We start from the raw sequence: 23,940 nt of genomic DNA on the forward strand, positions 1-23,940 counted from the left end.
TGAAAGACCGGGGCATTCACTCAGATCGGGTTTAGGTACAAAGCGAGTTCTTTAAAACACTGATTTGCATTCATAAACCTGATTGTAGCGACATCCCCGATTTTTTCTATCGGGATACAGCGTAAAGCAGGAACAAAGTTTACGAAGAACAACAGGCTTTGCTTTCCTAATAAGAAAATTAGGGAATTTCCATTGATTGCTGATAACCAACTAAAAGTTAAGTTAAAAGTTTAATTTACCCTATTCGTCATTGCGAGCTGAAGCGTCTGCCAGCATAATGGGGTGAAGCAATCTTTGTTATTTACTTGAAATTAGTTAACTATTAATACTGCACATTAACGGAAAGATTGCTTCGTCCTTCCTCCTCGCAATGACGTATGTTTTTGTCATGCTGAATTTAGTTCAGCATCTTTTTGCAACGAAGACCCTGAAATAAATTTAGGGGGACGTACGAACGAAGTTTTTCATGTGACTGGTGTTATCACCGGCCAACACCAATAAAAGATAATCAGGAAATGAACAGTTGTTCGCATTTAGGGAGCTGCAGCCCCGCTCCTGTTGCTGCCCGATAAAATATCGGGGCATTCACTCAGATCGGGTTTAGGTACAAAGCGAGTTCTTTAAAACACTGATTTGCATTCATAAACCTGATTGTAGCGGCATCCCCGATTTTTTCTATCGGGATACAGCGTAAAGCAGGAACAAAGTTTACGAAGAACAACAGGCTTTGCTTTCCTAATAAAGAAAATTAGTGAATTTCCATTGATTGGTGATAACACCAACCAAAAGTTAAGTTAAAAGTTTAATTTACCCTATTCGTCATTGCGGTCTGAAGCGTCTGCCAGCATATGGGGTGAAGCAATCTTTGTTATTTACTTGAAATTAGTTAACTATTAATACTGCACATTAACGGAAAGATTGCTTCGTCCTTCCTCCTCGCAATGACGTATGTTTTTGTCATGCTGAATTTAGTTCAGCATCTTTTTGCAACGAAGACCCTGAAATAAATTCATGGGGACGTACGAACGAAATTTCTCCTGTGGCTGGTGTTATCACCGGCCAACACCAATAAAAGATAATCAGGAAATGAACAGTTGGAATATATGGCATTTGTATCCACGCTCCCGTTGCTGCCCGATGAAAGATCGGGGCATTCACTTAGATCGGGTTTAGGTACAAAGCGAGTTCTTTAAAATATTGATTTGCATTCATAAACCTGATTGTAGCGGCATCCCCGATTTTTTCTATCGGGATACAGCGTAAAGCAGGAACGAAGTTTACGAAGAACAACAGGCTTTGCTTTCCAAATAAAGAAAATTAGGGAATTTCCATTGATTGGTGATAATACCAACCAAAAGTTAAGTTAAAAGTTTAATTTACCCTATTCGTCATTGCGAGCTGAAGCGTCTGCCAGCATAATGGGGTGAAGCAATCTTTGTTATTTACTTGAAATTAGTTAACTATTAATACCACACATTAACGGAAAGATTGCTTCGTCCTTCCTCCTCGCAATGACGTATGTTTTTGTCATGCTGAATTTAGTTCAGCATCTTTTTGCAACGGAGACCCTGAAATAAATTCAGGGGGACGTACGAACGAAGTTTTTCATGTGACTGGTGTTATCACCGGTCAACACCAATAAAAGATAATCAGGAAATGAGCGGTTGGAGCATGTCGCATTTATAGCCCCGCTCCCGTTGCTGCCCGATAAAAGATCGGGGCATTCACTCAGATCGGGTTTAAGTACAAAGCGAGTTCTTTAAAACACTGATTTGCATTCATAAACCTGATTGTAGCGGCATCCCCGATTTTTTTTATCGGGATACAGCGTAAAGCAGGAACAAAGTTCCTAAGAACCACTGGCTTTGCTTTCCAAAACAAAAAGTTATCCGTAATATTAAATCAAACTTTAAAGATTGCTTCCTCGTTCCTACTCGCATGACGTACGCTTTTTTTTATGGCTGGTGTTATCACCGGTCAACACCAATAAATGATAATCAGGAAATGAACGGTTGGAGCCTAACAACCGCAATAAATTCAACCTCATAAATAGCGAAAACTTGAACTTTACTTACGGACTTAACCTTGATAAATATTTTTAATGAAACCATATCGCGGTTAACGTGTTGTATTATAAAACAACAAAACCATGAAAAAATTAATTTACGTATGCACAATAGGTTTAGCCGCACTGGCTTTCCAGGCATGCAACAACACAAAAGACGCTAAAGAAAGCGCAGACAGCTTAAATAAAGCCAAAGATACAACTACAAATGTTGCTGCTACAGGTGGCATTGCCGTAGATGAAGCGGATGCTAAATTTGCAACCACTGCTGCTAATGGCGGCATGGCAGAAGTTGCCTTAGGTAAACTTGCCCTTCAAAAAAGTGCAAATGCCAAAATAAAAGAGTTTGCTACTATGATGGTAACCGATCATGGCAAAGCAAATGAAGAATTAATGACCTTAGCCGCCACCAAAAACATTACTTTACCAACGAATGTTGATGACGAGCACATGAAAAAAGCAGAAGAACTTGGTAAATTAACCGGAAATGATTTCGACAAAAAATATGTTGAAACCATGGTTGACGGACATAAAAAAACGTTAAAATTAATGCAGGACGAAGGTAAAGATGGTAAAGATGCCGAATTAAAAGCTTTTGCCAACAAAACCGCTCCTGTTGTTCAGGCACATTTAGATATGATCAACAAAATTCACGACAGCATTAAATAGGTTTAAAGCACCTGAAAAAGAAATCCCGGGGGCAACTTCGGGATTTTTTAGCTTTTGTACAAATTCACTCCCACTCTTAAATAAATGATACAAATTATTTTAGTTGAAGACCACCATATCGTCAGAAATGGCATTAAAATGGTGCTTGAATCTGACCCGGAAATTACCATTATTGGAGAAGCGGCCAACGGACATGAAGCGATGGAACTGATTCAAAAAAACAAGCAGGTTGATCTTGTCCTAACGGATATTAACATGGCTGAAATGGATGGTATTACATTAATTGGGAAAATTAAAAAGCTTAACGGGGATATTAAAATTATTATGCTCTCTATGCTGGATAACGAACAGCAAATTATACAATCGTTTAACGAAGGTGCAACGGGGTATTTACTGAAAAACATTGTGAAAGAAGAACTCATTTTTGGAGTCAGACAGGTATATAGAGGCGAGCGCTATTTGAGTAACGAAATTGGTTTAAAGCTATTGGATAAAATACTGCGACAAACAAACTATTTCAATACAAATGCACAACAACCCCTTGATTTTTCTTCCCGCGAAATAGAAGTTCTGCACTTGGTTGCCGAAGGTTATACGAATAACGAAATGGCAGATAAACTTTTTTTAAGCAAACGCACTATTGAAGGACATAGGCAGGCTTTAATCGACAAAACCGGCATGAAAAATACGGCTGCTTTAATTCGCTTTGCCTTGGTTAATGGCTTAATTCAATAGATTTTTTCAAAAAAAACCTATTGAAATTGCTAACTTCTCTTAATTGAATCCTTTCGCTTCTCTTTCCTGCTGTTTCCTTAACATGGTTTTAAAGAATCGCCGTCCCTATTTTGCTTGCATAGTCGCCAAGGTCAGTCAGGTTGGTATTTGATAAGATGATTATGCTTAAATCTGCATTCAAATAATGAAACCACACGCCGTTAGCACCTGCTATTCTTCCGTAACGTTCCATTCGTTTGTACTTTTCAACACCGCGAATCCAAACACTATATCCATATCCATCAAGCCCAGGTGTTAAAAGCCGATCTAAAGTTTCTTTTTTAATCAGCTTAAAAGTAAAAAGAGCATTATTAAATTTGATCATATCGGATGTACAGGAATACATGGCTCCTGCGGCAGAAAAATCTTCCACATAAATTGGAATATTTGGGATTAAATGATCCAGTGCTTTAGCCTTATAATAAGGAGTTGCCAAATTTTTTATCAGTTTATAATGAGAAATAAGCCCCGAATCATACATTTTCAATGGAATAAGAATCTGTTCATTCAGTATTTGTTCATAAGTCTTTTGATAAATTACTTCCAAAATACGACCTAAAATCATGTATTCTCCATTATTATAATCGAATTTAGTTCCAGGTTCATTCACCATAGGGTTTGAGCAAAAATTAGCTACAATCTCTTTTAATTGGTAAGGCTTATGGTAAAAACCGATTCCATACTTTAAAAAATTTTCATCTTTAGCTGTATCCGTATTTTTCATTCCGGATGTGTGGTTCAACAGCTGATGAACAGATACTTTAGAACCACCCTCCCCCTTGTAATCAGGCAAGTAATCAATTATCTTTTTATTTAAATCAATCTTTCCTTGTTCAACAAGCTGAAGAATTAAAACCGCTGTAAATGTTTTGGTGAAAGAGCAAACCTGGTATTTGGTATTATTTGCAATTGGTGAATTGAAAGCCCTTTCGGCCACTCCAAAGCTTTTATGATAAATTACCTTTGAATCTTTTTGGATTAATACCGTTCCATTAAACTGATGTTCAGCGGCATAAGATTCAATCAATTCTTTTACTTTTTTTGTTTGCCCAAAAGTATAATGACTAAAAATAGATAGAAGTATGATGATTAAAATTTTGCGCATTTAATTAGGTTATATATTCAATAGACATATATTAAATAGAGAAGTTACATAATATTTAAAATCAAGAAGTTTTATTATAAACATCATGGTATTAACCTATGTTCTTTTCCCTAAGCAAATGGATAGATTATTGCCACGGCACGACCAACGTGAAAAGCCTGAACGAAGATATCCGGCAGATCTTAAAGAAAGTGTCCTTTTAGAAAGCAGATGAAGGTATTGGGACACAACCTACTATATTGTATAAAAAAGTGTTCCTTGAATTTATTGATTTGATTCTTCTAAATAAAAGCATATCAAATTTTCTAATTCTTCTTTTGATGCGTAGGTAAAATTTCTGTCTAACTTAAAGTTATTTCGTTCTAAAATGGCGACAGATTTAGAATTGTCAGCAGTTAGCACGGCTGTTATTGTTTTGATCCTTAAATTATCCAATGCAAATTTAATAACAGTTGAAATAGATTCTTGCATAAATCCTTTGCCTTGAAATTTCGGGATCAATTCGTAACCAATTTCTGCGCTGTCTTTTTCAATATCTATGCTAAATAAACAGATTGTTCCAATTAGCGAGTTGTTTCCTTTAATAGTAATTGCCCAATAAAGCGATTCATTATTCGTAACTGAGGTTGCGATTTTATTTATGAAGTTAGTCGCATCGTCAATTACGGTTGCTTTATCTCTGCCAAGATATTTGTTTACACTTTCATCTGAACGAAGCAAATAAATTTCATTTGCATCGTCACTGTTTAATTGCCGTAAAATAAGACGGTCTGTTGTCAGGCTCGGGAAAGGAGTAAAGCTTAAATCTAACATTCTGGTTAGGATTTCTGGTTTGTCTATTTATTAAAGCCCGAAAGCTTCAAGCCAACAGTGTCTCAAAGCCTGGCAATGTAGGCGGCATTTGAAATCGTCAACCTGTAACTGAAGCTAAAGTTATAAATAAAAGTTTATTCTATTGCTTTGTGTGAATCTGACGCAGAAACTGAAGCCGATTAGCGTATAAAAAATCTGAGAATTAAATAGTTTTGTAGATAATTTACCAAGCGACTTAGCTGTTAATAAAAAAGGACAAAACAGAAATAAATCCGTTTTGTCCTCTGTAGTCGTCCTGTCGGGACAATTTTCGAACCATTTTCTTGAAGATTTAAAAAAATTAGTCTCCAAAAATGAAAATTATTTAGTTTTTTAAAACTTCATTTTTGTATGAAATATAACGCATTAAAGCTTAAAATAGGGTTAATGCATTATATTTCATACATTAACAAACTCTATATAAGCCATAAAAACTAATCTACTTGATCTAAAGAAAATTCCTTAAGCATATTAAGGAAATCATTAGACTCTTCTATTATCCATTGGTTGCTCTTTATTAAATCATTCATAATATCCGATTGGTTAGCTGTTAATAGATATTCTATATTTCTATCCTTGATGTTCTCCCATTTACTATTATGCTCAGTTTCTACAATACCTTTTGGAGTACCATTTGGCGTAAGTAGTTCAATATTTGGTATTTTTTCTTTTACTAAAGGATAAATGATATACAGTCCATCATAGTCCCAATCACATGAATAATAAATAGGTAATCCTCTAGTATCAGAAAAATCGAGTTTATTTACATTCTTGCCTCCAGCATACCATAATTCTATATGATTAGCTCTGGCCAATGTTGGACGCTTTAAGAAATCTATATTTTCACAGAGTACAATACATTTTGGACTGTTGCATTCAAGCACGTATTTGTATTGCAAGTCTTTATCATCAGCCAATTCATCAATATCCAAAAGTAATTTTACAGCATTGATTAGAGCCTCTTTTCCCAATAGATACTTCTCATTTTTGAAAAACATTAAAGATACTACTCTAACAGTTGCCTCATTTTTTATGATTTGCTTTCGCAATGGTTCTATATTGCCATTGTCCATGTCTTCTTTTATACCTGTAAGTATTTCAATATCTTTCTCGTCAAAACGGAGTTGAGATTTTAAAAGCCCAGTATTGGCTAAAAAAGTTTCATACCGATTGAATTTTGCTAAATAATCACGTTTGTAAATTTCAGAGAAGCCAGGTAAAGGTGATAGTTTCTTATGCGTTTTTTCAAGTTTCCTAAGAGAGTTAATCAAATAGTTAATCTCGTTACTATTGATTAAAGTATCGTTTAACTTTACCTCCTCATCTTTATAAAGTTTATTTAGTGCTCTTAATTCTATCCAGTTCATTCTGCTGTCTTATTCAAATAGGTACTTAGCTGTTCTTTAAAATCTTTTGTTTTAAAATAGGATGAAGATGGGTAATAGTTAATCTTATCGTTTACCTTTCCTTTAATCAAATGATGTGCAAACCATTCATCCGATATACCAATGTTGAAAGAACGTGGTGCCATGGTGATAATCTGATAGTGAAACTCTTCTGCTATTTCTGGAAAAATGTTAAAGTTAATATCGTCAAGACTTCCTAACTCTTCTAAAATCATGAAGCGGAGCCCTTTTGTTTTTTCTTTTTGGTTTGATAACCTTGCTACAGCGAGCAAGGCAATTGCCGAATAACTTTCTCCTGTACTACCTGAAACATCTCCTCCAAACTCATCTTCTAGGGTTGCGGAAATGTGAAAATACGTTTTTGGGTCTAAAAGCTGGGTAATTGGCACTTTCTCATTTAAACCTGCTAATTTTTTAAAAAAATCCTCTAAAAAATCAGTGACAGATTGGTTAGAGAAAAAAGTTAGTTGTCCATCTATTGCAGCGTTCCGTATATCATAAGCCATTTTCTGAATATCTTCAATCTTAACAATAGGGTTGGGATCAAATTTTACATTAAATAGGTATTTATTACTTATTCTCTTTCTATTTAAGAAAAAAGTACCAATAGATTGAATCTGATTTTTGTAATTATTGTAACCCTTAGTTGTTTTAGAGAAAATTTCTAACATCCTGTCTCTTATGCCATCGGCAATTCGCGTTCGTTCGTTATTTGCATCCTTTAAAGCTGGAATAATGTCGTCCCTTGTTTTTAAGTTTTTACCCAATAAAGCCCGTTCTAGTACACCGAACGAATATGTATGCTTTTGAAGCTCGTAATTTACCTCAATGTGCTTTCCTCCTTTAGTTTCTTCGAATTTGGAAACAGTTTCAATATATGTTCTTTTGTAGTTGTCATATGCTTTTTCAGTTTTATCTTTTAGCTCAGGTAATTGGATTGTTTCAACATTAAATGGTATTTCGTTTTCATCGAAATACCTATAAAAATCGGTGTTTAATCGATCAAAATCTTTTTGATTTTTTATAATATTTCCAGCAATAATTTCCAGATCTTTTTTTGTTGTTTTTATATCGTTCTTTAAAGCTTTTAGTTCTTCTTCTTTTTGTCCTGAATACTTCGATATTCTAGTAATCCGTCTAAACCAATGATTTTTTAAATTTTTTAAATTTAGCTCTACATCTGAGTCATCGTGTAGAATATTAAATTCTTCTTTTAAGATATGTAATGCTCTTTCGTCTTTTCTTTTTGCTAACTCAAATGTTTCTATATTTTCATCTCTCAGAAGAATACAAGACACGGCAATCTTTAGCTGATTAATTTTCGAAGCATCACATATTTCAGGGGAAAATTCATACTCGAATAATGTTTGATCATAATCTAAGCCATCTCTTATATCTTTCAGCGCTTGTAGCTTTTTTTCTATTTCAGCTACTTCATTTTCTAGCTTGATAATAAGCTGCTGCATCCCTGTATTCAATTCAGAATGGTTAGTCAGCAAAGTAGCATCGGGGTTGTGAGCTATAAACTCTGATAACGTCCCTAGGCTTATCCAAATACCTTTGTCTGTTTTATTTATCTGAATGTTACCTAATTCATCTGTATTAATATAACGATCCTTGTTAATAGGTGATTGAATTTCAGCGGTTGATAGCGTTGCGAAATATAAAACAGCTTGTATAGCATCTAAACTCAAAGTAGGCAAGGTATTAATATACCAATGCAAAACATTACCATCTTGATTGTCATTAAGTAATTTTAATAGTTTTTCTTTATGTTCTTTATCTGAAAGGAGTTGAACTTTTATTTTATCCAGTTCAACTAACTGCTCGTCTCTTTTCTGTTCGATAATTTCAAGTTTAGAATACTTTTTTAAATAAGGCTGGGCAAAACTAATTTCTTTCCTCATTTCGACTACAGTCCTTATAGAAATGTCTACTTTCTCAACAAGATTCCCCCAACTCCCATCTATTTCTGGCAATACAAGTTCTGTCCATTCAATAATTTGAGTATCCAGCGTTTCTATATTTGCTTTTAACTGCTTGTAGCGATACGCTTGTTCGTGATTTTTTTCGGCTGTCTTATACCGCTTTTGTATTTCATCTTCTAGATAAGGAATTTTCTCACTCAGCTTTTCAAGCTTCTTTAAATTCTCATTTTGTTGGTTTAATGTTTTTAATCCCTCCGCTTCTAAGTTTTTTTGTAAATCTAGGTCAAGCTTACAATTACTTATTTCAGCTACTTTGTATTCTTTTAGCAACTCGCTGTAAGTTTGATCTTGTAGGTCTAGAGTTCCCAAACACTTTTGCATGTTTTCCAACTGTACTGTATATTCATGTAAACGATTAAACTCTTTCAATACTTTTTCAAGTTCTGTTTTCTTCTTTTCAAAATCTAACTGGATGTCTCCTTCAGCTTCTTCTAATAAAAATTCTTTTAAGTTCTTAGAGGCGTCTTTACCTGATAACTTAAGCGTTTTAGCTTTTGAAAAAGACTGAATTATTTTCGCAAAAGCCTTTAGGTTGTTTTCTCTTGATAGGTTGATAGGTAGTATTTCCTTGTTACTTAAAAAATTGTAATAGTCTTGAACCTCTTCTCGGTTTTTAAAAAAGACTAATTTTAATTTTCTTTCATCATTTAACCATTCAGCTAGGTCTTGTATGTCAGGTATCGTTTTGTTTTTAATAAAATTTTTAGAAAACAACACATCATCTTTATTCAGTGCGAGTTGTGATAAATCCTTATTGAGTTCAGCACTTTTGGTAATAATGAATGGAACAAGTCTTTTTCTATCTTGACTATGGATTTGAACACCTATGGTAATAAATTTATTTTCTTCAACAATGATGTTCAAGAAGCAATAAGCAAAAGTAGTTTGATAGGGAAGTGTATGGATAAAACGAGTCTCCTTAACATCTTCTGTACCAAATTTAATGAGGTCCTTGTCGTATATAAATAAGAGTTGTAAGAGATCGGCCAAAATAGATTTGCCCACTCCATTTGACCCAATGAAATCAGTGCGTTTGTGGTGAAATAGATAGTCATGATTGTAGTGTTTAATCATGCCCACTGTTGAAAGCGAGTAAATTTTAGGATATATCATCGTTGTCCTCTTTTTTTAGCTCTAAAACAAATGCTTCGAAGTCCGTAAGCTCGCGTTCGTAAATTTTTGCTAGGCGGTTGATTGCTGGCTTTATTTCAAAATCTGGTACATCCTCGGATGGCGTTTGTTTTTCTACCCATCCAATCTTATCAAATAGATCAATTACAGAATTTATTTTTTTATGTACATTACCCCATTCACGGGCATCGTAGGTATTTGATGCACGTACTTCGCTAAACAGAATTCTTTTATAAGCATCTTGCTGCTCACTTTCTAAAATAATATTTCTTAGTTCAGCCCAACGAACAATTTTATGTTCATCGAAAAAACGTTTATAATAAATATCTAATAACATCAGGCCAACCAATGTTTGTGTTTCTGTAAGTTCTTTGTGGCGAGAACTATCCGTAAACTTGCCTTTTGCAGTATCGAAAAAATCAAGATAGAAATAGGAGCGACCATCAAATCTATCGGCTACAAGATTAAGATTGTATAGGTTTTTATAAAATCGAGTGAACTGTTCTGCATTATCTTCCAATAAGGAGAAAGCTGTGTAATATTTTTCGTCAATATGCTTTCCAGACAAAAGCATAAAGTTAACGTCAGCAAAATGCTTCTCCACTCGTTCTTCAAATAGAAACCCATAAGACGTTATGTCGTTATTTTTATCTTCCATAATGCCAATTCATTTTGTTGGGTAGCAGTTAATTGTTGCTTAATTTCAATATTAATGTCGGGATTTTCAGAAGCTAAAGCAACAACTTCTGAGGCTACACCGTAGGCAATCGAAAAGTCTTTCTCTTCTGTAAAAATAGTATTCATTAATTCGTCAAGTACTATATTTTTACGTTCCGAAAGTTGCTGTTTGACTTTATTTACCCATTCATTAATTGTTTGTTGTCGGTTGATCTCATGCTCTATTTTATCCTGTTCTTCTCTCTCATATGCTTCGTCGGATGGTATAATAATAAGCGCATTAGGTTGCTGTTTTGTAAACTCATGATGTCTTAGGTAGAACATTTTTGACTGCTCGTAAACCAAAGACTTTAGTGGGAAGTTTTTTTCTAGGACTATACCATTTGCACTGTATTTTGCAGTTTGCAACACATAGCCCAAAAGTTTTTGTATTTGTAACCTGTAATTTGCACGGGTAGAAAAATATTCTTGCAGCTCACTCAGTTTTTCGCTTGCATTGTATATTTGTCGTCTTGAAGCGTTAATTTTATGATCAACTATAGTGAAGAATTTTTCTATGTCCTTGTATATCTCACTTGACCGTTTCCAATCTTCAACTTTTTTGTTTTTTAAAACCTCATCGGTTGAAAGTTTTGTATGATCAATTGCTGCAAAAAATTGATCTACTACCATCTGAAGCTCTCTTAGAAATTTATCTTTACTTCTTACTACCTCTGTGATATCTTCAGCTCTTTCCCCAAATTTTCTAAATGTTAATGCAAATGCTTTTACTAAAGCTACAGCCTCTTGTATATCATTGCCTAGTAGCTTATTCAACTTAATATATGCTTCTCTTAGCTCATCATCCAATCCTTCCAAATGGTCTGTAATTATTTTCTTTGGAAAAGACATGACCATTCTTCCAAACTTTCTTTCTAAATCTTCTATCTCTTTAATTTCTTCAATACGAAGGGTGAAAAATTCTTCGAAGCTTTTCTTTAAGGGCTGATTTTTATAGGGGCTGTTAAGTTTGTTACGCATCATGTCCAACAGACTTTTTGCGTAGTCAGTTAGAAAGTATTTTCCTGGCTCATCTAAATGGTTTTTGATAATGTAATGAAATAGATTGTCTTTTATATGGTGCCATTGACGTACTGATGGCTGTTCAAAACGATGACTAATTTCCGTCAATGTCTCTTCAATTTCTTTTAGCGTAAATTGCTCATCTAGGTCGCCCGCTTCTATTTTTTCGTCTAGAGCTATAATCAGGTAACCGCCATCAAATTGTGATGGTAGAAGGAGGTTATATTGGTTATATAATGCTTCAGAACTCATATTGTAAACCAACTCTTTTAAATAATAACTACTACTTCATCATTGTTAAACCACCCATTACTAATGACATTTTTCTTTAGTTCTTCTGGTAGATCCGTGTAGGCAACTATAGCCAAACTTTCTTTAGCTCTACTACAAGCTACATAAAATAGCCGCATCGTTCTATCTATTCCTGTTTCTTTACCTTCACCTATATTTTTCTTATCAGTGGGAGTAAGTGGCTTTAATCCAAATAATTTATCGTAGCTAAACATAAATCCTTTTGACTCTTCATCGTCAATAATAACCATTACACGCTCAAATTCGAGTCCTTTAACGCCTTGATGCGTTCCAAATTTCGACTCTTCATTTATATATTCATTATACTTTACGATCTCGGTAAAATTGGCTTTTAATGCTTCTTCCCAGGCTATGAAAACTTCATCTTCTTCATCTATTTCATCATTGTCAACACTATTTTCGGTATCAATGCCTCCTCTCTGTAAAACAACTTTTAGCACGGGCGGAATTTTAAACAAATTAGTTTCTTGTATTTTCTTTAATATCTCATTTAGTGTAGGATTGTTATCTTCATTCCACAAAGACAGTAATTCAATGACCTTATCATTTGTAGTATGCAATAATTCTAATTTATTGGCATCATTTTCTAATGTCTGTTTATCTATTAAATGTGAGTGCTGCTTTATGATATTAGCAATCTCAAATTTATTCTTCTTAATATGAGCTTTATATAAGGGTAAAACTATTTTCGAAAATAAATTAATTGAAGATGAAGTGCCGTCTAATAAACCCGTTTTTAGCTTGTCAATAGTATAAAGAGGATTAAAGAAAGTGGAAAATCCCATTCTTGTTGCAGCCATATGATGCTCTAATGTTAAAGTCATGATTTCAGCAGTATCTCCAGTCCATTTATCATCTTTTGTTGCTTCCTGCATTTTCTGGCGAATCTGTTCTTCTGTCTCAGATTTACTTTTTGTGCGGGAAACAGCAAAGAACCTGACAATTCCACCTTTATTTTCAATACGTGGAAATTGTTCCTGACCATCTATATCTTCTCTAATTTTATTTATAAAGTCAATTATTCTTGATTTTGAACGATGATTCATTTTTTTCACAGGCTTAACCCATTTCTCTGGTAATCCGATTCCCAGATTTTCTTTTCCATCTGAATAAATTCTTTGCATTGTATCTCCAAACAACCCCAGCGAAAGTCTTTCTTCATATTGACTTTGAAGTTCAAATAATGCATCAATTAACTCCTTTTTAGTATCCTGACTTTCATCTATAAGGATAACAGGGTATTTGTTTATCAGGATTTGTTTGAACAGGTCTTTTGATTTAATAAAATCAGCAGTAATGGAAATTACCTCGGTATGATTTAAGGAGTCTTTTGTTAGGTTATCCCCATTGGGGTTGTAAATAAACTTTTGAATCGTTTCAAGCGATGCAAGTCTTTTATTTTTTGACTCTATTTTTTTTGCCCTACCAATAGAAGTCTTATTATTTAGATTTCTACTTTTAGATTGTTCTTCTTCTAATTCTGCTATTTCAACAATTAAATTACTCTTTATCCAGGCTTTGATGTCGGGCGTAAAGCTCTTTATTAATTCCCAACAGAAACTATGAATTGTGCTAACATTAAATATTGAACTATATTCTAGCCTATGAGTGATTTCATTGGCAGCCGCGTTAGTATAGGTAATGATTGCAATTCTTTTATTTCTTAATTTATATTCCTGTCCAAATTCCTCTTTAAAGCGGGCCAACACATTTACAAGTGTTCTTGTTTTTCCTGAACCTGCACCTGCAAAAAGGAAAAAGCTTTGGGGTGATGAGGGTTTAATACTTTCATAAATCACATCATCAACTGGAGCATCTATTTCATTAGTATATTCAGCCATTAGATTTATGTTTAGTTGATTAATCCTTGTTTATTACTTTTTAATTGTTCTTCAATCCAGTTTAAACCTTCTTTTATATAAGAAGGAGTTTTTATCTTTTTGGGGTCTTCAAAATATAAAACATCTAAGGCAAATTCTGCTTTTTTGGCTTGTTTGTCGTTAATGATTGTATATGTTTCTTGCACTAACTCTTTTAAATCATCTTTTTTAGAAGCTTCTATCATCTTTTTCAAAAGACCTGTAGCATCAGCAATAGCTTTAAAGTTATCCTTGTTTTCAATGACCAATGCGTCTTCAAATGTGTAGGGATAAACAATGATTTTGTCACCGCCATTGTCAAATTCGATTGCTTTTTGATAAGCTACCCTAATTGGCAAATCTTTTTTTATTTTATCATCCGAGTTTAAATTCAACAATTCATCTAAGAGTTCTTTTTGCGGATGCCAGGTTTTGAGGGTGTCATTATTTGTTTTATAATTATTGCCTAATTCTGGCTGACATTTCTTCCCATTGTCATTTGGGTTGATAGAATCAACATCAGTAATAACCAAACAGATCAAACCTAATTTTTCAATGAGGGGCTTTAATCTGTGGGCATGACTCCCCCCAATTTCTAAAATTGTTACATAACAGCTATCTAACAAGCAATTTTCATTCTTTATAAAATGTGGTAGGAGAATTCTTTCGGCAGGGCCTTCTACTAAAATAACGGCATCGGCAAAAAACAAATCATTATGCGTTGTATTCAGGTATCGAATCACAAATTTTTCGGTCTCTTTTTCTTTTATGCCAAAAACTGATTTCAGACTAATCACCTCTGATGTAGGAAGGGCTAAAGAATTATTTCTTTTAAAATACCGTAAACTTTCAAATTTTTGGTGAGCGATATAACTGGAATGTGTACTAATGACCAATTGTGTTGTGAAATCTTTCTTGTCTTTTAAATTTATATTGTTACGCAATACATCATAAGCTTTCTTAATGAAAACCTGTTGAACTTGCGCATGCAGATGAGCCTCAGGTTCTTCAATTAAAACTAGATGCAATGGTTCAATAACTTCATCGTCAGTGACTGCATTTTTTCCTACTCTCATCCATTCATCTCTAAATCGTATTAATTTGAAGATAATTGATATAAGATTTTGATAACCTAATCCATTATACTTTTCGGGTAATGATAAATCTTTATCCAGATAATACTTTACAGCTGAGTCGTGCTGAAGGCCATCGGCTGTAGAAACTTTGGTTGATAGTTGAATTTGAGGATTCCCAAACCCTGGATAGTTTAATTCTTCAAGTTCTGAAAGAGATGTCTTAAAGCTTTCTTTTAGATTTTTATCGAAGTCATTTTGAGCATTATTTATAGACTCTAATGCATCTATATCTTTTTCAGTTGGTTCTAATGTTGGATTAAGATGTTTATCATAATAAGCTCTTAGTTGTGAAGATAGGTTCCTGCTACTATTACTTTCGACAGTTTCTGAATTTGCATCACTGAATCCGCGTTGAGCATTAATAATATCTATTTTTATTAGTCCTTTTAAAACATCTCCTTCTAACGCTATATTATTGTCTAACAATTCTTGCTGTTCATCATATTTATCAGGATCGAGTAAATAGGTTTTGATTGTAAAATGAGCATTAAGTTTACGTTCACAGAAATCCCAAAATGTTTTTGGCCACAGTTTAAAGTCTTTTCCTTTTTCTTGTGATAGCTTGTTCGATTTATTATAAAGGGTTATGAATTCTTTTATTAATTCATCCATATCTTTAGGTTCAAATCGTAGCCTTATACCTAATAAGCCTCCTTTCCAATCCAAAGTGGGTATTATATGGCTTACATAGTGAAGCTCTGAATTCTCAACTTCAATCCATAAGTCCAATATTGGCAGATATTGTTCCAATAGTTTTACAGATTTATCTTCTTCTTTTAGCTCATTTGCTTTAATCCAATTTTCTCCAACTTCATTTAAACTTTTCCAATGGCAGAGTGTAAAATCTTGGGTTTTAAAACTTTTTGTTTTAAGGAAAATCATCAGCGCATCCATAGCGGTCGTTTTACCACTATTATTTGCTCCTACGAAAATGGTTTCCTTTTCTGAAAAATCGATCTTACACGATTTCAGTTTTCTGAAGTTTTGTATATGAATAGAATTTATTTTCATTTATTTTTGGTTTATAGTTTTATCAATCATTCTCTATCGTGTAATTATATTTATGATACGATTGATAAATTCTTGTTCTTTACCAATCGGACTTTGAATTTCACTTTCTTCAGTTAATTCAATACCATCAATAACAAAATTGACTTTAGCACCTTGTTCATTAATTAAATATGGGCTTTTATAATTATTAAAGTCTGGTCGGTTAGAAATTGGATATAATAACCCTCCAACTTTAACGAGTTTATGATTCAGAAAGTTCTGAATATAGGTGTGTATTTGAAAAAAATCAGAACGATCTACATCAAAATATCTACCCAACATCTTTTTATATTTTGCATCCCAAATAGCAATTTCATCTCCTTTTTGAAATACAAGATCAGGTACTAATTCTCGCTTATAAAAATGATTCGGATAAGCTATCTGTTTTTCATTTATACATTGCCAACCAATTTTGGATAGATTTCTTTTTAAAATAGCTCTTAAATATTGTTCCCAGACTTCTGCCATATCTATAAAGAAGCCAAATCCTTTTTTTTCTTTGTCTTGCTTCAGGCTGATTTGTTTCCGTCGGATAATGTCCCAAGATAAATCCACAATAGGTTTCCAACCTAGATAAATCTCTTTATAACTTATTTTTCTATAATCATCATAGCTTATATGTTTTTTGCTTTGTATCGTACTATGCACTTGGTTAAGTGCCTCTTGAGCAGAATCAGGAATATTTATTTGACCAATTGCAAATTCTGTTTTAAGGATATTGTACGCTTGAAAAATAATTTGTGCAATTGTTTTATCAATTTCCCGTTCTCTATATGCTGAAACAATTTCATTACTTTGATAATATGGCTTGATAGACTTTCTTACATCTAATCTGCCTCTTATTATTTGTCCGCTATGTTCCTTTTTTATGTGAACCTTAGGCAATCCGTGTAAATTGGCATTCGCTAATTTTTGTAGCCAAATAAAAGCAATGATACGTTTGATATAGTGCTGCCAATCATTGTTTTTATTTGCCTGACTTATGGAAGAGGTGATACGAATATTGAAGATTTCCTCTAACATCCTAAAAAGCATTTTTTCTCCAAATCGGGGTTTGATCGTGATTTTATAGTCCTGATTTTGAAAAGAGAAAATAGCTTCCCCCACGAATCTTCCAGCTATCCAGCAATGATTTTTATAGTCGTATTCAGCTAATTTTGAATCTTCATCAATACGATACTCCTTTGAAAACCAAAATACACTTTCACTTTGGGAACTAATAAATGCTTGTAAAACATCAGCAGATACCCTTTCCTTTGGAAAAGGTAAGCAATCAAAAGCTTCAATATAGATGTAATCATTCAGCATTGATGAATATTCTTTGCAATTGGTTTATTTTTTGGCTCTTTGAATCACTATCCATATTTCCTAAAAATGCTTGTAATATTGGCTTAATACTCACTTCCCATAAAATATTTACAGGTTGATTTAGGAAATAACGTCTTCCTGAATGAATATTTCTAAATGAATTGAATATATCGACTATCTCCGCAAAAAACGTGTGCCCTATCTGATAATTTTCTCCCAATTCAGGAATTTGAGAGATTTCATTGTTTAACTGCTCACATTTATTTATGAATGTTTCTATTTCTATGTCGTTAATACTGATTTTTAATGAGTGTCTTTTCTCATTGATTATCTGCCATAATATATTTCTGTCAAATCCCTTAAACTGCCATAAGAACCTTCTTCGTAAAGCAAAATCTACTCTTTCTAATGAAAAATCAATTTCATTCATTGTTCCAATGAAATATAGATTTTCGGGTAGAGCGATTTCAAAGTCTCCTACTGATAGTTTAATTTTTTTATCTCGATACTCTAACGCAGAGAATAATTCTCCAAAGAGTCTGGATATATCCATTCTGTTTATTTCATCTAATATCAAAATATGGGGTAATTTATCTTCTCGGACTTTATCAATCAGATTCAGCAAATAACCAGGTTTTGCTATACTCTTGCTATCTTCAATATGCAACCCTACAATAAAATCTTCGTAATTGTAATTACTGTGTAACTGTAAGCGATGTATGTGTTTTTCAAAAATCTCATCTGAATTTTCAAAATATTCCTTGATATTTTGTTTGTTTCTGAAGTACTGTTTTGTAATTAGTAATTCTGCTAAGCGAGTAGCTGAATGAGTTTTTGACGTCCCCGGAGGTCCATAAAAAATCATTGCTTTTTTATATTCGAATAGGGTAACTTCGGAAATATCATTTTTACTTTCTCCAAAGTTCCACGCATCTTGTATTTCATCATCATAAAAACTAATCTCATACCCAAAAACATCATCTAGCTTTTTTCTAATTGCCAAGATACTTTCATCAATATCGTCCCATAAACCATCTGTATTTTCTTTGTCAAGTAAACTGAAAAAAGTATTAATGATAGCATCTTTATGTTTTTGAGCTGCAATGGCTTCGTATTTATCTGGATTACACAAATGCAATATTATATGATGCAAAGCAAGAAATTCTTTACTTACCTTTTTTAGTTTTTCATCTGTTGTTAATCCTGTTTCATCATTGTTATAATATAGTTCTTTACAAAGAAATTCAATATATTTCTTTAAAGATTGAATATCATTTATCCCTTTAGATACTAAATTTATTTTTACATCTCTAAATAATAAAAGTAGATAAGAAATCTCAAAAGGCTTATTCAGTTTATGCCGTTGTCCTGCTGAACCAATTCCTTCATCGACAAATATATCGGATAATAAATCATTATATTCATCTCCTAAAAAGCGTATAACAGCATTTTTTTTACCCCAAACTCTCATGTCTGAAGTAGGTAAGCCCCATAACCAAATAAAATGAGCAAAAACTTCTTTTGTTTCTTTAGAAGTTTTTGCAAACTGGTCTTTTGATTTTTCGTCAAAATTTCTGTTACCTGTATCGGGATTGTCAACAAAGGCAGATACGCAATTATTTAAACCTTCAATTGAAAAAATATCTTTATTCTCCGTTATAAAGCTATCATTATTTAAAATACTTTGCTCTAAAAATGAGTCAAAGTAATCGTACACTTCTTGTTTAGCCCAATGTGGTTTCATTTAATATTCTTTGATTAATAATATATTGGCTTTATGTATTACTCTAAATTGGCTATGCACTCGTTATGTACCTAATAATGTTAAAACATCATTAAACGTTTGCCTTTGAGGGATCTTGTTAGATAATCAAAATTTCATATTCTACTTGATACAGTATTGATTCAAGAGAGAGTAGAGTTATTTTCATATGTTACATCAAATTCATTATCAAGGTGATTATTAAAGGTGATTGAATTGCAATTTATTAAGTAACAAATTACAATTCATACAAATATAACCAAATAAAAGCTCTCTCAATTACGGAAAACCGTATTCGAGTTGTAAATAAGAGTGTCTTATTTAACGCTGGGCTGATTCTCTTTGAGGACTTTAACGTTATCATGAGAAAGACATGACATCAGCAATCATCTACATCAGAGTAAGTACAGATGAACAGGCACAGAAAGGATATTCTCAGCGTAGCCAGGAAGAAAAATTAAATAAATATTGTAAAGACAATCATATTGAAATTGTCCAGACCGTATTTGAAGACCATTCAGCAAAAAACTTCGAACGGCCGGCATGGACTACCATGATGAAACAATTAAATATCAATAAATCTAGTAGACCGCAACTTATTCTATTTACTCGTTGGGATCGATTCAGTAGGAATACGGCGAATGCTTATTATATGATTTCTCAGCTCCAAAAACTCGGTATTGAACCTCAGGCTACAGACCAACCTTTGGACATGTCGATACCTGAAAACAAAGTATTACTGGCGATGTACATCGTCACAGCAGAAGTAGAGAATGACCGAAGATCTTTAAATATTAAGCAAGGTATACACAAAGCCAAAAAGGAAGGACGATATATGGGGCGAGCACCTATAGGTTATCTCAATATATCGTTACCAGACGGAACAAAAACAATCATTCCCCGTGAGCCAGAGGCAACATTAATCAAAAAAGTATTTGAAGGATTCGATGAAAATGTGTCCGTTCGCTCTTACTATAAAACAGTTCTCAATACAGGGTTAAAATGTAGTTTAAATGCTTTCTTCAATATACTTAAAAATCCTGTTTACTGCGGTAAAATAAGAGTTCCTTCTTTAGATGGAAAAACTATAGTAGAAGTTCATGGTATCCATAATCCTTTAATTTCGATAGAACTTTTTGATGAAGTACAATCAAGAATTAAACGACGCGACAAAAAATACATTAAACAAAGTGCGAATAGTGAGCTTATGTTTAGAGGTATACTCAGTTGTCCTCTTTGTTCAAAAAAAATGTCTGGAAGTGGTTCAAAAGGAAGGTCTAAAAAGTACTTTTATTATCATTGTTCTTCTTCTTGTGGTTATCGAGTAAGGGCAGATCAAGTAAATGAAAACTTATTATCAGGGATTTGTTTGCTAAAACCAAATTTGGAATATACTCCAATTTTTGAAGATCTTATCAGAAAGATTTACGGCAAATTGTACGAACAAAAATCTATTGACAAAACCAATATCAACAGATCATTACATAAAATGATAGAACGAGTTGCTAATGCAAGGGAGCTTTTAGTAAAAGGTACAATTGACGAAGAAGATTACCATTCAATAAAATCAGACTGCGAAAATAGAATTGGCATCTTAGGCACACAACTCAATGATGCCTATAAACTTGATGTACAGCAGAAGCAGAGTTTAAAAAAGCTTACGAAATGTTTCTTAAAGCCCACTCTTATTTTTCGGGGCACTGACAATTTCATAGAATTAAAAGTAGCTTCGCTGTTCTTAAATAAAGATTTTGTATATAGCGATACCGACATTACAAGTCACTTGAAAGATGAAGTTCGGATCGTTTATGGATCTCAGTATTCAAATACGAAAGAGAATTTTGAAGAAGCAGAAATCATTAAAAATGTTAGCAAAGAACAACAAGAGTTAATCTCGAATATTATAAGAATTGAATTGAACAAAGGGAATAAAATATCAACTCAAGACGCCTTCAAGGTTTTATCCTTCTTGTTAAAACTTGCAGAAATTTGTATTTCCATCAAAATGAAGGTCGGTTGAAAAAAGAAAATATGTAAAAGAGTTGACGCGGTTCGAATCCTGTCAACATATTTCAATATTCTCAACTTTTAATTCAAAAACAGTTAAAACACACTTTTGCAACTAAAGAAAATCTCAACAGGAACCCTTCCTATAGTAATAAAAAGGCACTTAAACAAAAAATGGCACCACTTGTCTTTAAGTGGCGCCATTTGGCTTTTTAGTCGGGATGGCAGGATTCGAACCTACGACCTCCTGCTCCCAAAGCAGGCGCGATACCGGGCTACGCTACATCCCGAACTTTGGTATCACCTTTTAATCCTTTTTAAAAGTGGATTTAACTTTTGTCGGGGTGGCAGGATTCGAACCTACGACCTCCTGCTCCCAAAGCAGGCGCGATACCGGGCTACGCTACACCCCGAACTGGTATCTTCTTTTCCCTTTTTCGAAGGGATTGCAAAGTAACGATTTTAAAATGACTAAAACCAATTTATTTTACAATTTAATTTGCGGAGAGGGCGGGATTCGAACCCGCGGTACCGTTGCCAGTACGACAGTTTAGCAAACTGTTCCTTTCGGCCTCTCAGGCACCTCTCCGTTTCCTTCAAACTTGTCCTACCGACTTGCTTTTGGGTGTGCAAATATAGTAAAACAACCTATTTTTCAAAAAAAAATTATGATAAATGTTGATAATCTATCCGCACATGATAGATGCTCATCAGCATCGTCTTGAAAATCAATTTGATAGTTTCAATATCTTTTAACGTTAAATCGCAATTATCTAATTGATTTTGCTCCAATTTGTAATTAATTATCCTTTCGACCAGGTCATTTATGTTTTGGGCATCGGGATTTTTAAGACTTCTTGAGGCTGCTTCTACAGAATCGGCGAGCATTAACACTCCTGTTTCCTTACTAAATGGTATTGGTCCGGGGTAACGGAAAATATTTTCGTCGACAAATTTTTCCGGAGAATTTTTTAAAAATGACTGATAAAAATAATCTACCCTGGTATTTCCATGGTGTGTTCTTATAAAATCTATAATGGCTTCAGGAATTTGATTCTTTCTTAAGATCTCAATTCCTTTATGAACGTGCTGAATAATAATCTGCGCACTTTGCTCATACGGCAGTTTATCATGCGGGCTAACAGCTGTATTCTGGTTCTCAATAAAATACTGCGGGTTATCTACCTTACCAATATCATGGTATAAAGCCCCTGCCCTAACCAATACCGAATTGCCGCCAATTTTAAAAATAGCGGCCTCTGCCAGGTTAGCAACCTGTAAAGAGTGTTGAAATGTTCCTGGTGCTTTAAAAGCAAGCTCTCTGAGCAGCCTATTGTTGGTATTGGTTAATTCAATCAGTGCAACATCTGATGTGATGCCAAACACCCTTTCAAATACATATATTAACGGATAAGCCAAAAGAGATAATAAAACACTAAAAACAAAGGGTAAAAAGTTTATCCATTCAATTTCCCTGAACGATCCTTCTCTTAACAACGCAATCCCTACAAAGGAAACAAAGTAAGCCAACAATATATATAGGGCAGATACAAGGAATCTTTCTCGTTTTACAAAGTTTTTAATGCTAAATATGGCCACCATCCCAGCGGTAACCTGGTAAAAAACAAATTCAAAGCTGTTGGCAACGAAAAATCCGGCGATTAAAATAACCAGCATATGCAGGTAAAGTGCCAGTCGGGTATCAAAAAGAATCCGGATAATAATGGGCACTACACAGAATGGGATATAGTATAAACTAACAATATTCATTTTGAGCGCCCAGGTAAGCGCAAGCAACATACCTGTAGTTACAATCAGAATTAACGAGAGCTGACGGTTATCGGCAAAAATATCTTTCCTAAATAAAAAGAGAAAGGACATTAAAATGGTTAAAACAAAACCAACAAGTACAACCTGTCCTAAATAAACCAATGATAAGCTGCCAATGGTTTTAGTTTGGGCGTCATAAGTTGCTTTATAAGAATCGAGTTTCTGGTAAATCTCATCGTCAATCACATCGTTTTTAGCTACAATAAGTTCCCCTTTTTGCACCATACCTTTCGTTGTAGATACGTTGCTTACTGTATTTTCCTGTATAACCTGTGTTAACCGTTCGTTAAATACAATGTTTGGCGTAATGTGGTCTTCGGCCAGGTTGCTGATCAAATCGTTCATTACCTGGTTGGTTGCTTTAAAATTATCTCTGAAGAACTTGAGTGCAGTTTCTGCCGTAAAAACATCCTGTGTATTGCGCTGCCTTGAAACATTATTTTCCAATAAGGAAAAATCATAATTCTTCCCCGCTGTTTGGTGTTTTACATTTAAACCAATAATACCTTTAGTGTAAATGGTTTGCAAAATTTTATAAGCTTCGCCTTTATACAGAATCTTTTCCTTTTCATCGAGCTGTTTCGAGCGCCATTTAATATCAAACTCATTCAGGAAACCTTCCAAAGCATTATTTGTAAGGTCTTTATCAAACTGATAGACTGGTAGAATATCCTTCAGCGCATTCTTTTTATCGGTGCTTACCTGCGGATTGGTTTTTAAAATGGCAAAACTGAAAGGCGAAATCAAATCTTTATTCATCCACACCTTCCCTTTTTCAAATTCATATCTGAAACGGGGTTGTTTTGGTAAAAACAGCGTAATTATAAAAACCGTAAAAATCATCATCACATATTTTAAATTGGATGAATACTTACGGTACAGGATCTTATGGGAATTTTTCTTGATTTTAGCCAAAACGATACATTTATGATAATGTCAAAAATAA

14 protein-coding genes and 3 tRNA genes are annotated in these 23,940 nt (G+C 33.7%); 3 read left to right on the forward strand and 14 right to left on the reverse strand.

Features of this window, described 5'->3' with window-relative positions; genetic code table 11:
• The first annotated feature begins 2,149 nt into the window (after window positions 1-2,149).
• Both R2Q77_RS19875 and R2Q77_RS19880 read left to right on the forward strand, forming a co-directional pair.
• Window positions 2,150-2,734 carry a DUF4142 domain-containing protein gene (locus tag R2Q77_RS19875; protein WP_316805455.1) on the forward strand — a complete coding sequence of 195 codons (585 nt, stop codon included), beginning with the start codon at window positions 2,150-2,152 and terminating at the stop codon, window positions 2,732-2,734.
• 84 nt (window positions 2,735-2,818) lie between these two features.
• Window positions 2,819-3,469, forward strand: coding sequence for a response regulator transcription factor (locus tag R2Q77_RS19880; RefSeq protein ID WP_316805456.1), 651 nt, complete (start codon window positions 2,819-2,821; stop codon window positions 3,467-3,469).
• A gap of 88 nt (window positions 3,470-3,557) precedes the next feature.
• Here the strand turns inward: R2Q77_RS19880 and R2Q77_RS19885 are convergent, their stop codons facing one another.
• The 10 genes from R2Q77_RS19885 to R2Q77_RS19930 form a co-directional block, all read right to left on the reverse strand.
• Window positions 3,558-4,613: a serine hydrolase domain-containing protein gene (locus R2Q77_RS19885; protein WP_316805457.1), complete on the reverse strand. Its 1,056-nt coding sequence runs from the start codon at window positions 4,611-4,613 to the stop codon at window positions 3,558-3,560.
• Window positions 4,614-4,877: 264 nt separating this feature from the next.
• On the reverse strand, window positions 4,878-5,426 hold the full coding sequence (locus R2Q77_RS19890; RefSeq protein WP_316805458.1) for a GNAT family N-acetyltransferase: 549 nt from the start codon (window positions 5,424-5,426) through the stop codon (window positions 4,878-4,880).
• A gap of 473 nt (window positions 5,427-5,899) precedes the next feature.
• Entirely contained in the window at window positions 5,900-6,832 is a 933-nt protein-coding gene (locus R2Q77_RS19895; protein WP_316805459.1) for a hypothetical protein, read from the reverse strand.
• Window positions 6,829-9,972, reverse strand: coding sequence for a hypothetical protein (locus tag R2Q77_RS19900; protein WP_316805460.1), 3,144 nt, complete (start codon window positions 9,970-9,972; stop codon window positions 6,829-6,831). The genes R2Q77_RS19895 and R2Q77_RS19900 overlap by 4 nt, the downstream gene beginning before the upstream one ends.
• Entirely contained in the window at window positions 9,959-10,648 is a 690-nt protein-coding gene (locus R2Q77_RS19905; protein WP_316805461.1) for a condensin complex protein MksE, read from the reverse strand. Before R2Q77_RS19905 ends, R2Q77_RS19900 begins: the two co-directional genes overlap by 14 nt.
• A complete protein-coding gene (locus R2Q77_RS19910) occupies window positions 10,624-11,982 on the reverse strand; it encodes a hypothetical protein (protein WP_316805462.1) in 1,359 nt (452 codons plus the stop codon). The genes R2Q77_RS19905 and R2Q77_RS19910 overlap by 25 nt, the downstream gene beginning before the upstream one ends.
• Window positions 11,983-11,999: 17 nt before the next feature.
• Entirely contained in the window at window positions 12,000-13,883 is a 1,884-nt protein-coding gene (locus R2Q77_RS19915; protein ID WP_316805463.1) for a UvrD-helicase domain-containing protein, read from the reverse strand.
• An 11-nt stretch (window positions 13,884-13,894) separates the two neighbouring features.
• The gene (locus R2Q77_RS19920) at window positions 13,895-16,048 is read right to left on the reverse strand and encodes an ATP-dependent endonuclease (protein ID WP_316805464.1); all 2,154 of its coding nucleotides are present in this window, start codon (window positions 16,046-16,048) and stop codon (window positions 13,895-13,897) included.
• A gap of 33 nt (window positions 16,049-16,081) precedes the next feature.
• A complete protein-coding gene (locus R2Q77_RS19925) occupies window positions 16,082-17,395 on the reverse strand; it encodes a 5-methylcytosine restriction system specificity protein McrC (RefSeq protein WP_316805465.1) in 1,314 nt (437 codons plus the stop codon).
• Window positions 17,385-19,139, reverse strand: a complete 1,755-nt coding sequence (locus tag R2Q77_RS19930; RefSeq protein ID WP_316805466.1) for an AAA family ATPase — start codon at window positions 19,137-19,139, stop codon at window positions 17,385-17,387. Before R2Q77_RS19930 ends, R2Q77_RS19925 begins: the two co-directional genes overlap by 11 nt.
• A 391-nt stretch (window positions 19,140-19,530) precedes the next feature.
• Here R2Q77_RS19930 and R2Q77_RS19935 point away from each other — a divergent pair, with 391 nt between their 5' ends.
• Window positions 19,531-21,177: a recombinase family protein gene (locus R2Q77_RS19935; RefSeq protein WP_316805467.1), complete on the forward strand. Its 1,647-nt coding sequence runs from the start codon at window positions 19,531-19,533 to the stop codon at window positions 21,175-21,177.
• Window positions 21,178-21,380: 203 nt separating this feature from the next.
• Here the strand turns inward: R2Q77_RS19935 and R2Q77_RS19940 are convergent.
• The 4 genes from R2Q77_RS19940 to R2Q77_RS19955 form a co-directional block, all read right to left on the reverse strand.
• Window positions 21,381-21,454: transfer RNA gene (locus tag R2Q77_RS19940), tRNA-Pro, on the reverse strand.
• A gap of 49 nt (window positions 21,455-21,503) precedes the next feature.
• Window positions 21,504-21,577 (reverse strand) — tRNA-Pro (locus R2Q77_RS19945).
• An 89-nt stretch (window positions 21,578-21,666) separates the two neighbouring features.
• A tRNA-Ser gene (locus tag R2Q77_RS19950) sits at window positions 21,667-21,753 on the reverse strand.
• 77 nt (window positions 21,754-21,830) lie between these two features.
• A complete protein-coding gene (locus tag R2Q77_RS19955) occupies window positions 21,831-23,837 on the reverse strand; it encodes an HDIG domain-containing metalloprotein (RefSeq protein ID WP_316805482.1) in 2,007 nt (668 codons plus the stop codon).
• Between the last annotated feature and the right edge of the window lie 103 nt (window positions 23,838-23,940).

It is taken from the genome of Pedobacter nototheniae (genome assembly GCF_032678625.1).
In the GTDB taxonomy this organism is placed as follows: domain Bacteria; phylum Bacteroidota; class Bacteroidia; order Sphingobacteriales; family Sphingobacteriaceae; genus Pedobacter; species Pedobacter nototheniae_A.

Bases quoted from the DNA above. Each gene is read 5' to 3' on its own strand.
- R2Q77_RS19875 (WP_316805455.1), top strand. From the start codon at position 2,150: ATGAAAAAATTAATTTACGTATGCACAATAGGTTTAGCCGCACTGGCT.
- R2Q77_RS19880 (WP_316805456.1), top strand. From the start codon at position 2,819: ATGATACAAATTATTTTAGTTGAAGACCACCATATCGTCAGAAATGGC.
- R2Q77_RS19885 (WP_316805457.1), bottom strand. From the start codon at position 4,613: ATGCGCAAAATTTTAATCATCATACTTCTATCTATTTTTAGTCATTAT.
- R2Q77_RS19890 (WP_316805458.1), bottom strand. From the start codon at position 5,426: ATGTTAGATTTAAGCTTTACTCCTTTCCCGAGCCTGACAACAGACCGT.
- R2Q77_RS19895 (WP_316805459.1), bottom strand. From the start codon at position 6,832: ATGAACTGGATAGAATTAAGAGCACTAAATAAACTTTATAAAGATGAG.
- R2Q77_RS19900 (WP_316805460.1), bottom strand. From the start codon at position 9,972: ATGATATATCCTAAAATTTACTCGCTTTCAACAGTGGGCATGATTAAA.
- R2Q77_RS19905 (WP_316805461.1), bottom strand. From the start codon at position 10,648: ATGGAAGATAAAAATAACGACATAACGTCTTATGGGTTTCTATTTGAA.
- R2Q77_RS19910 (WP_316805462.1), bottom strand. From the start codon at position 11,982: ATGAGTTCTGAAGCATTATATAACCAATATAACCTCCTTCTACCATCA.
- R2Q77_RS19915 (WP_316805463.1), bottom strand. From the start codon at position 13,883: ATGGCTGAATATACTAATGAAATAGATGCTCCAGTTGATGATGTGATT.
- R2Q77_RS19920 (WP_316805464.1), bottom strand. From the start codon at position 16,048: ATGAAAATAAATTCTATTCATATACAAAACTTCAGAAAACTGAAATCG.
- R2Q77_RS19925 (WP_316805465.1), bottom strand. From the start codon at position 17,395: ATGCTGAATGATTACATCTATATTGAAGCTTTTGATTGCTTACCTTTT.
- R2Q77_RS19930 (WP_316805466.1), bottom strand. From the start codon at position 19,139: ATGAAACCACATTGGGCTAAACAAGAAGTGTACGATTACTTTGACTCA.
- R2Q77_RS19935 (WP_316805467.1), top strand. From the start codon at position 19,531: ATGACATCAGCAATCATCTACATCAGAGTAAGTACAGATGAACAGGCA.
- R2Q77_RS19955 (WP_316805482.1), bottom strand. From the start codon at position 23,837: ATGATTTTTACGGTTTTTATAATTACGCTGTTTTTACCAAAACAACCC.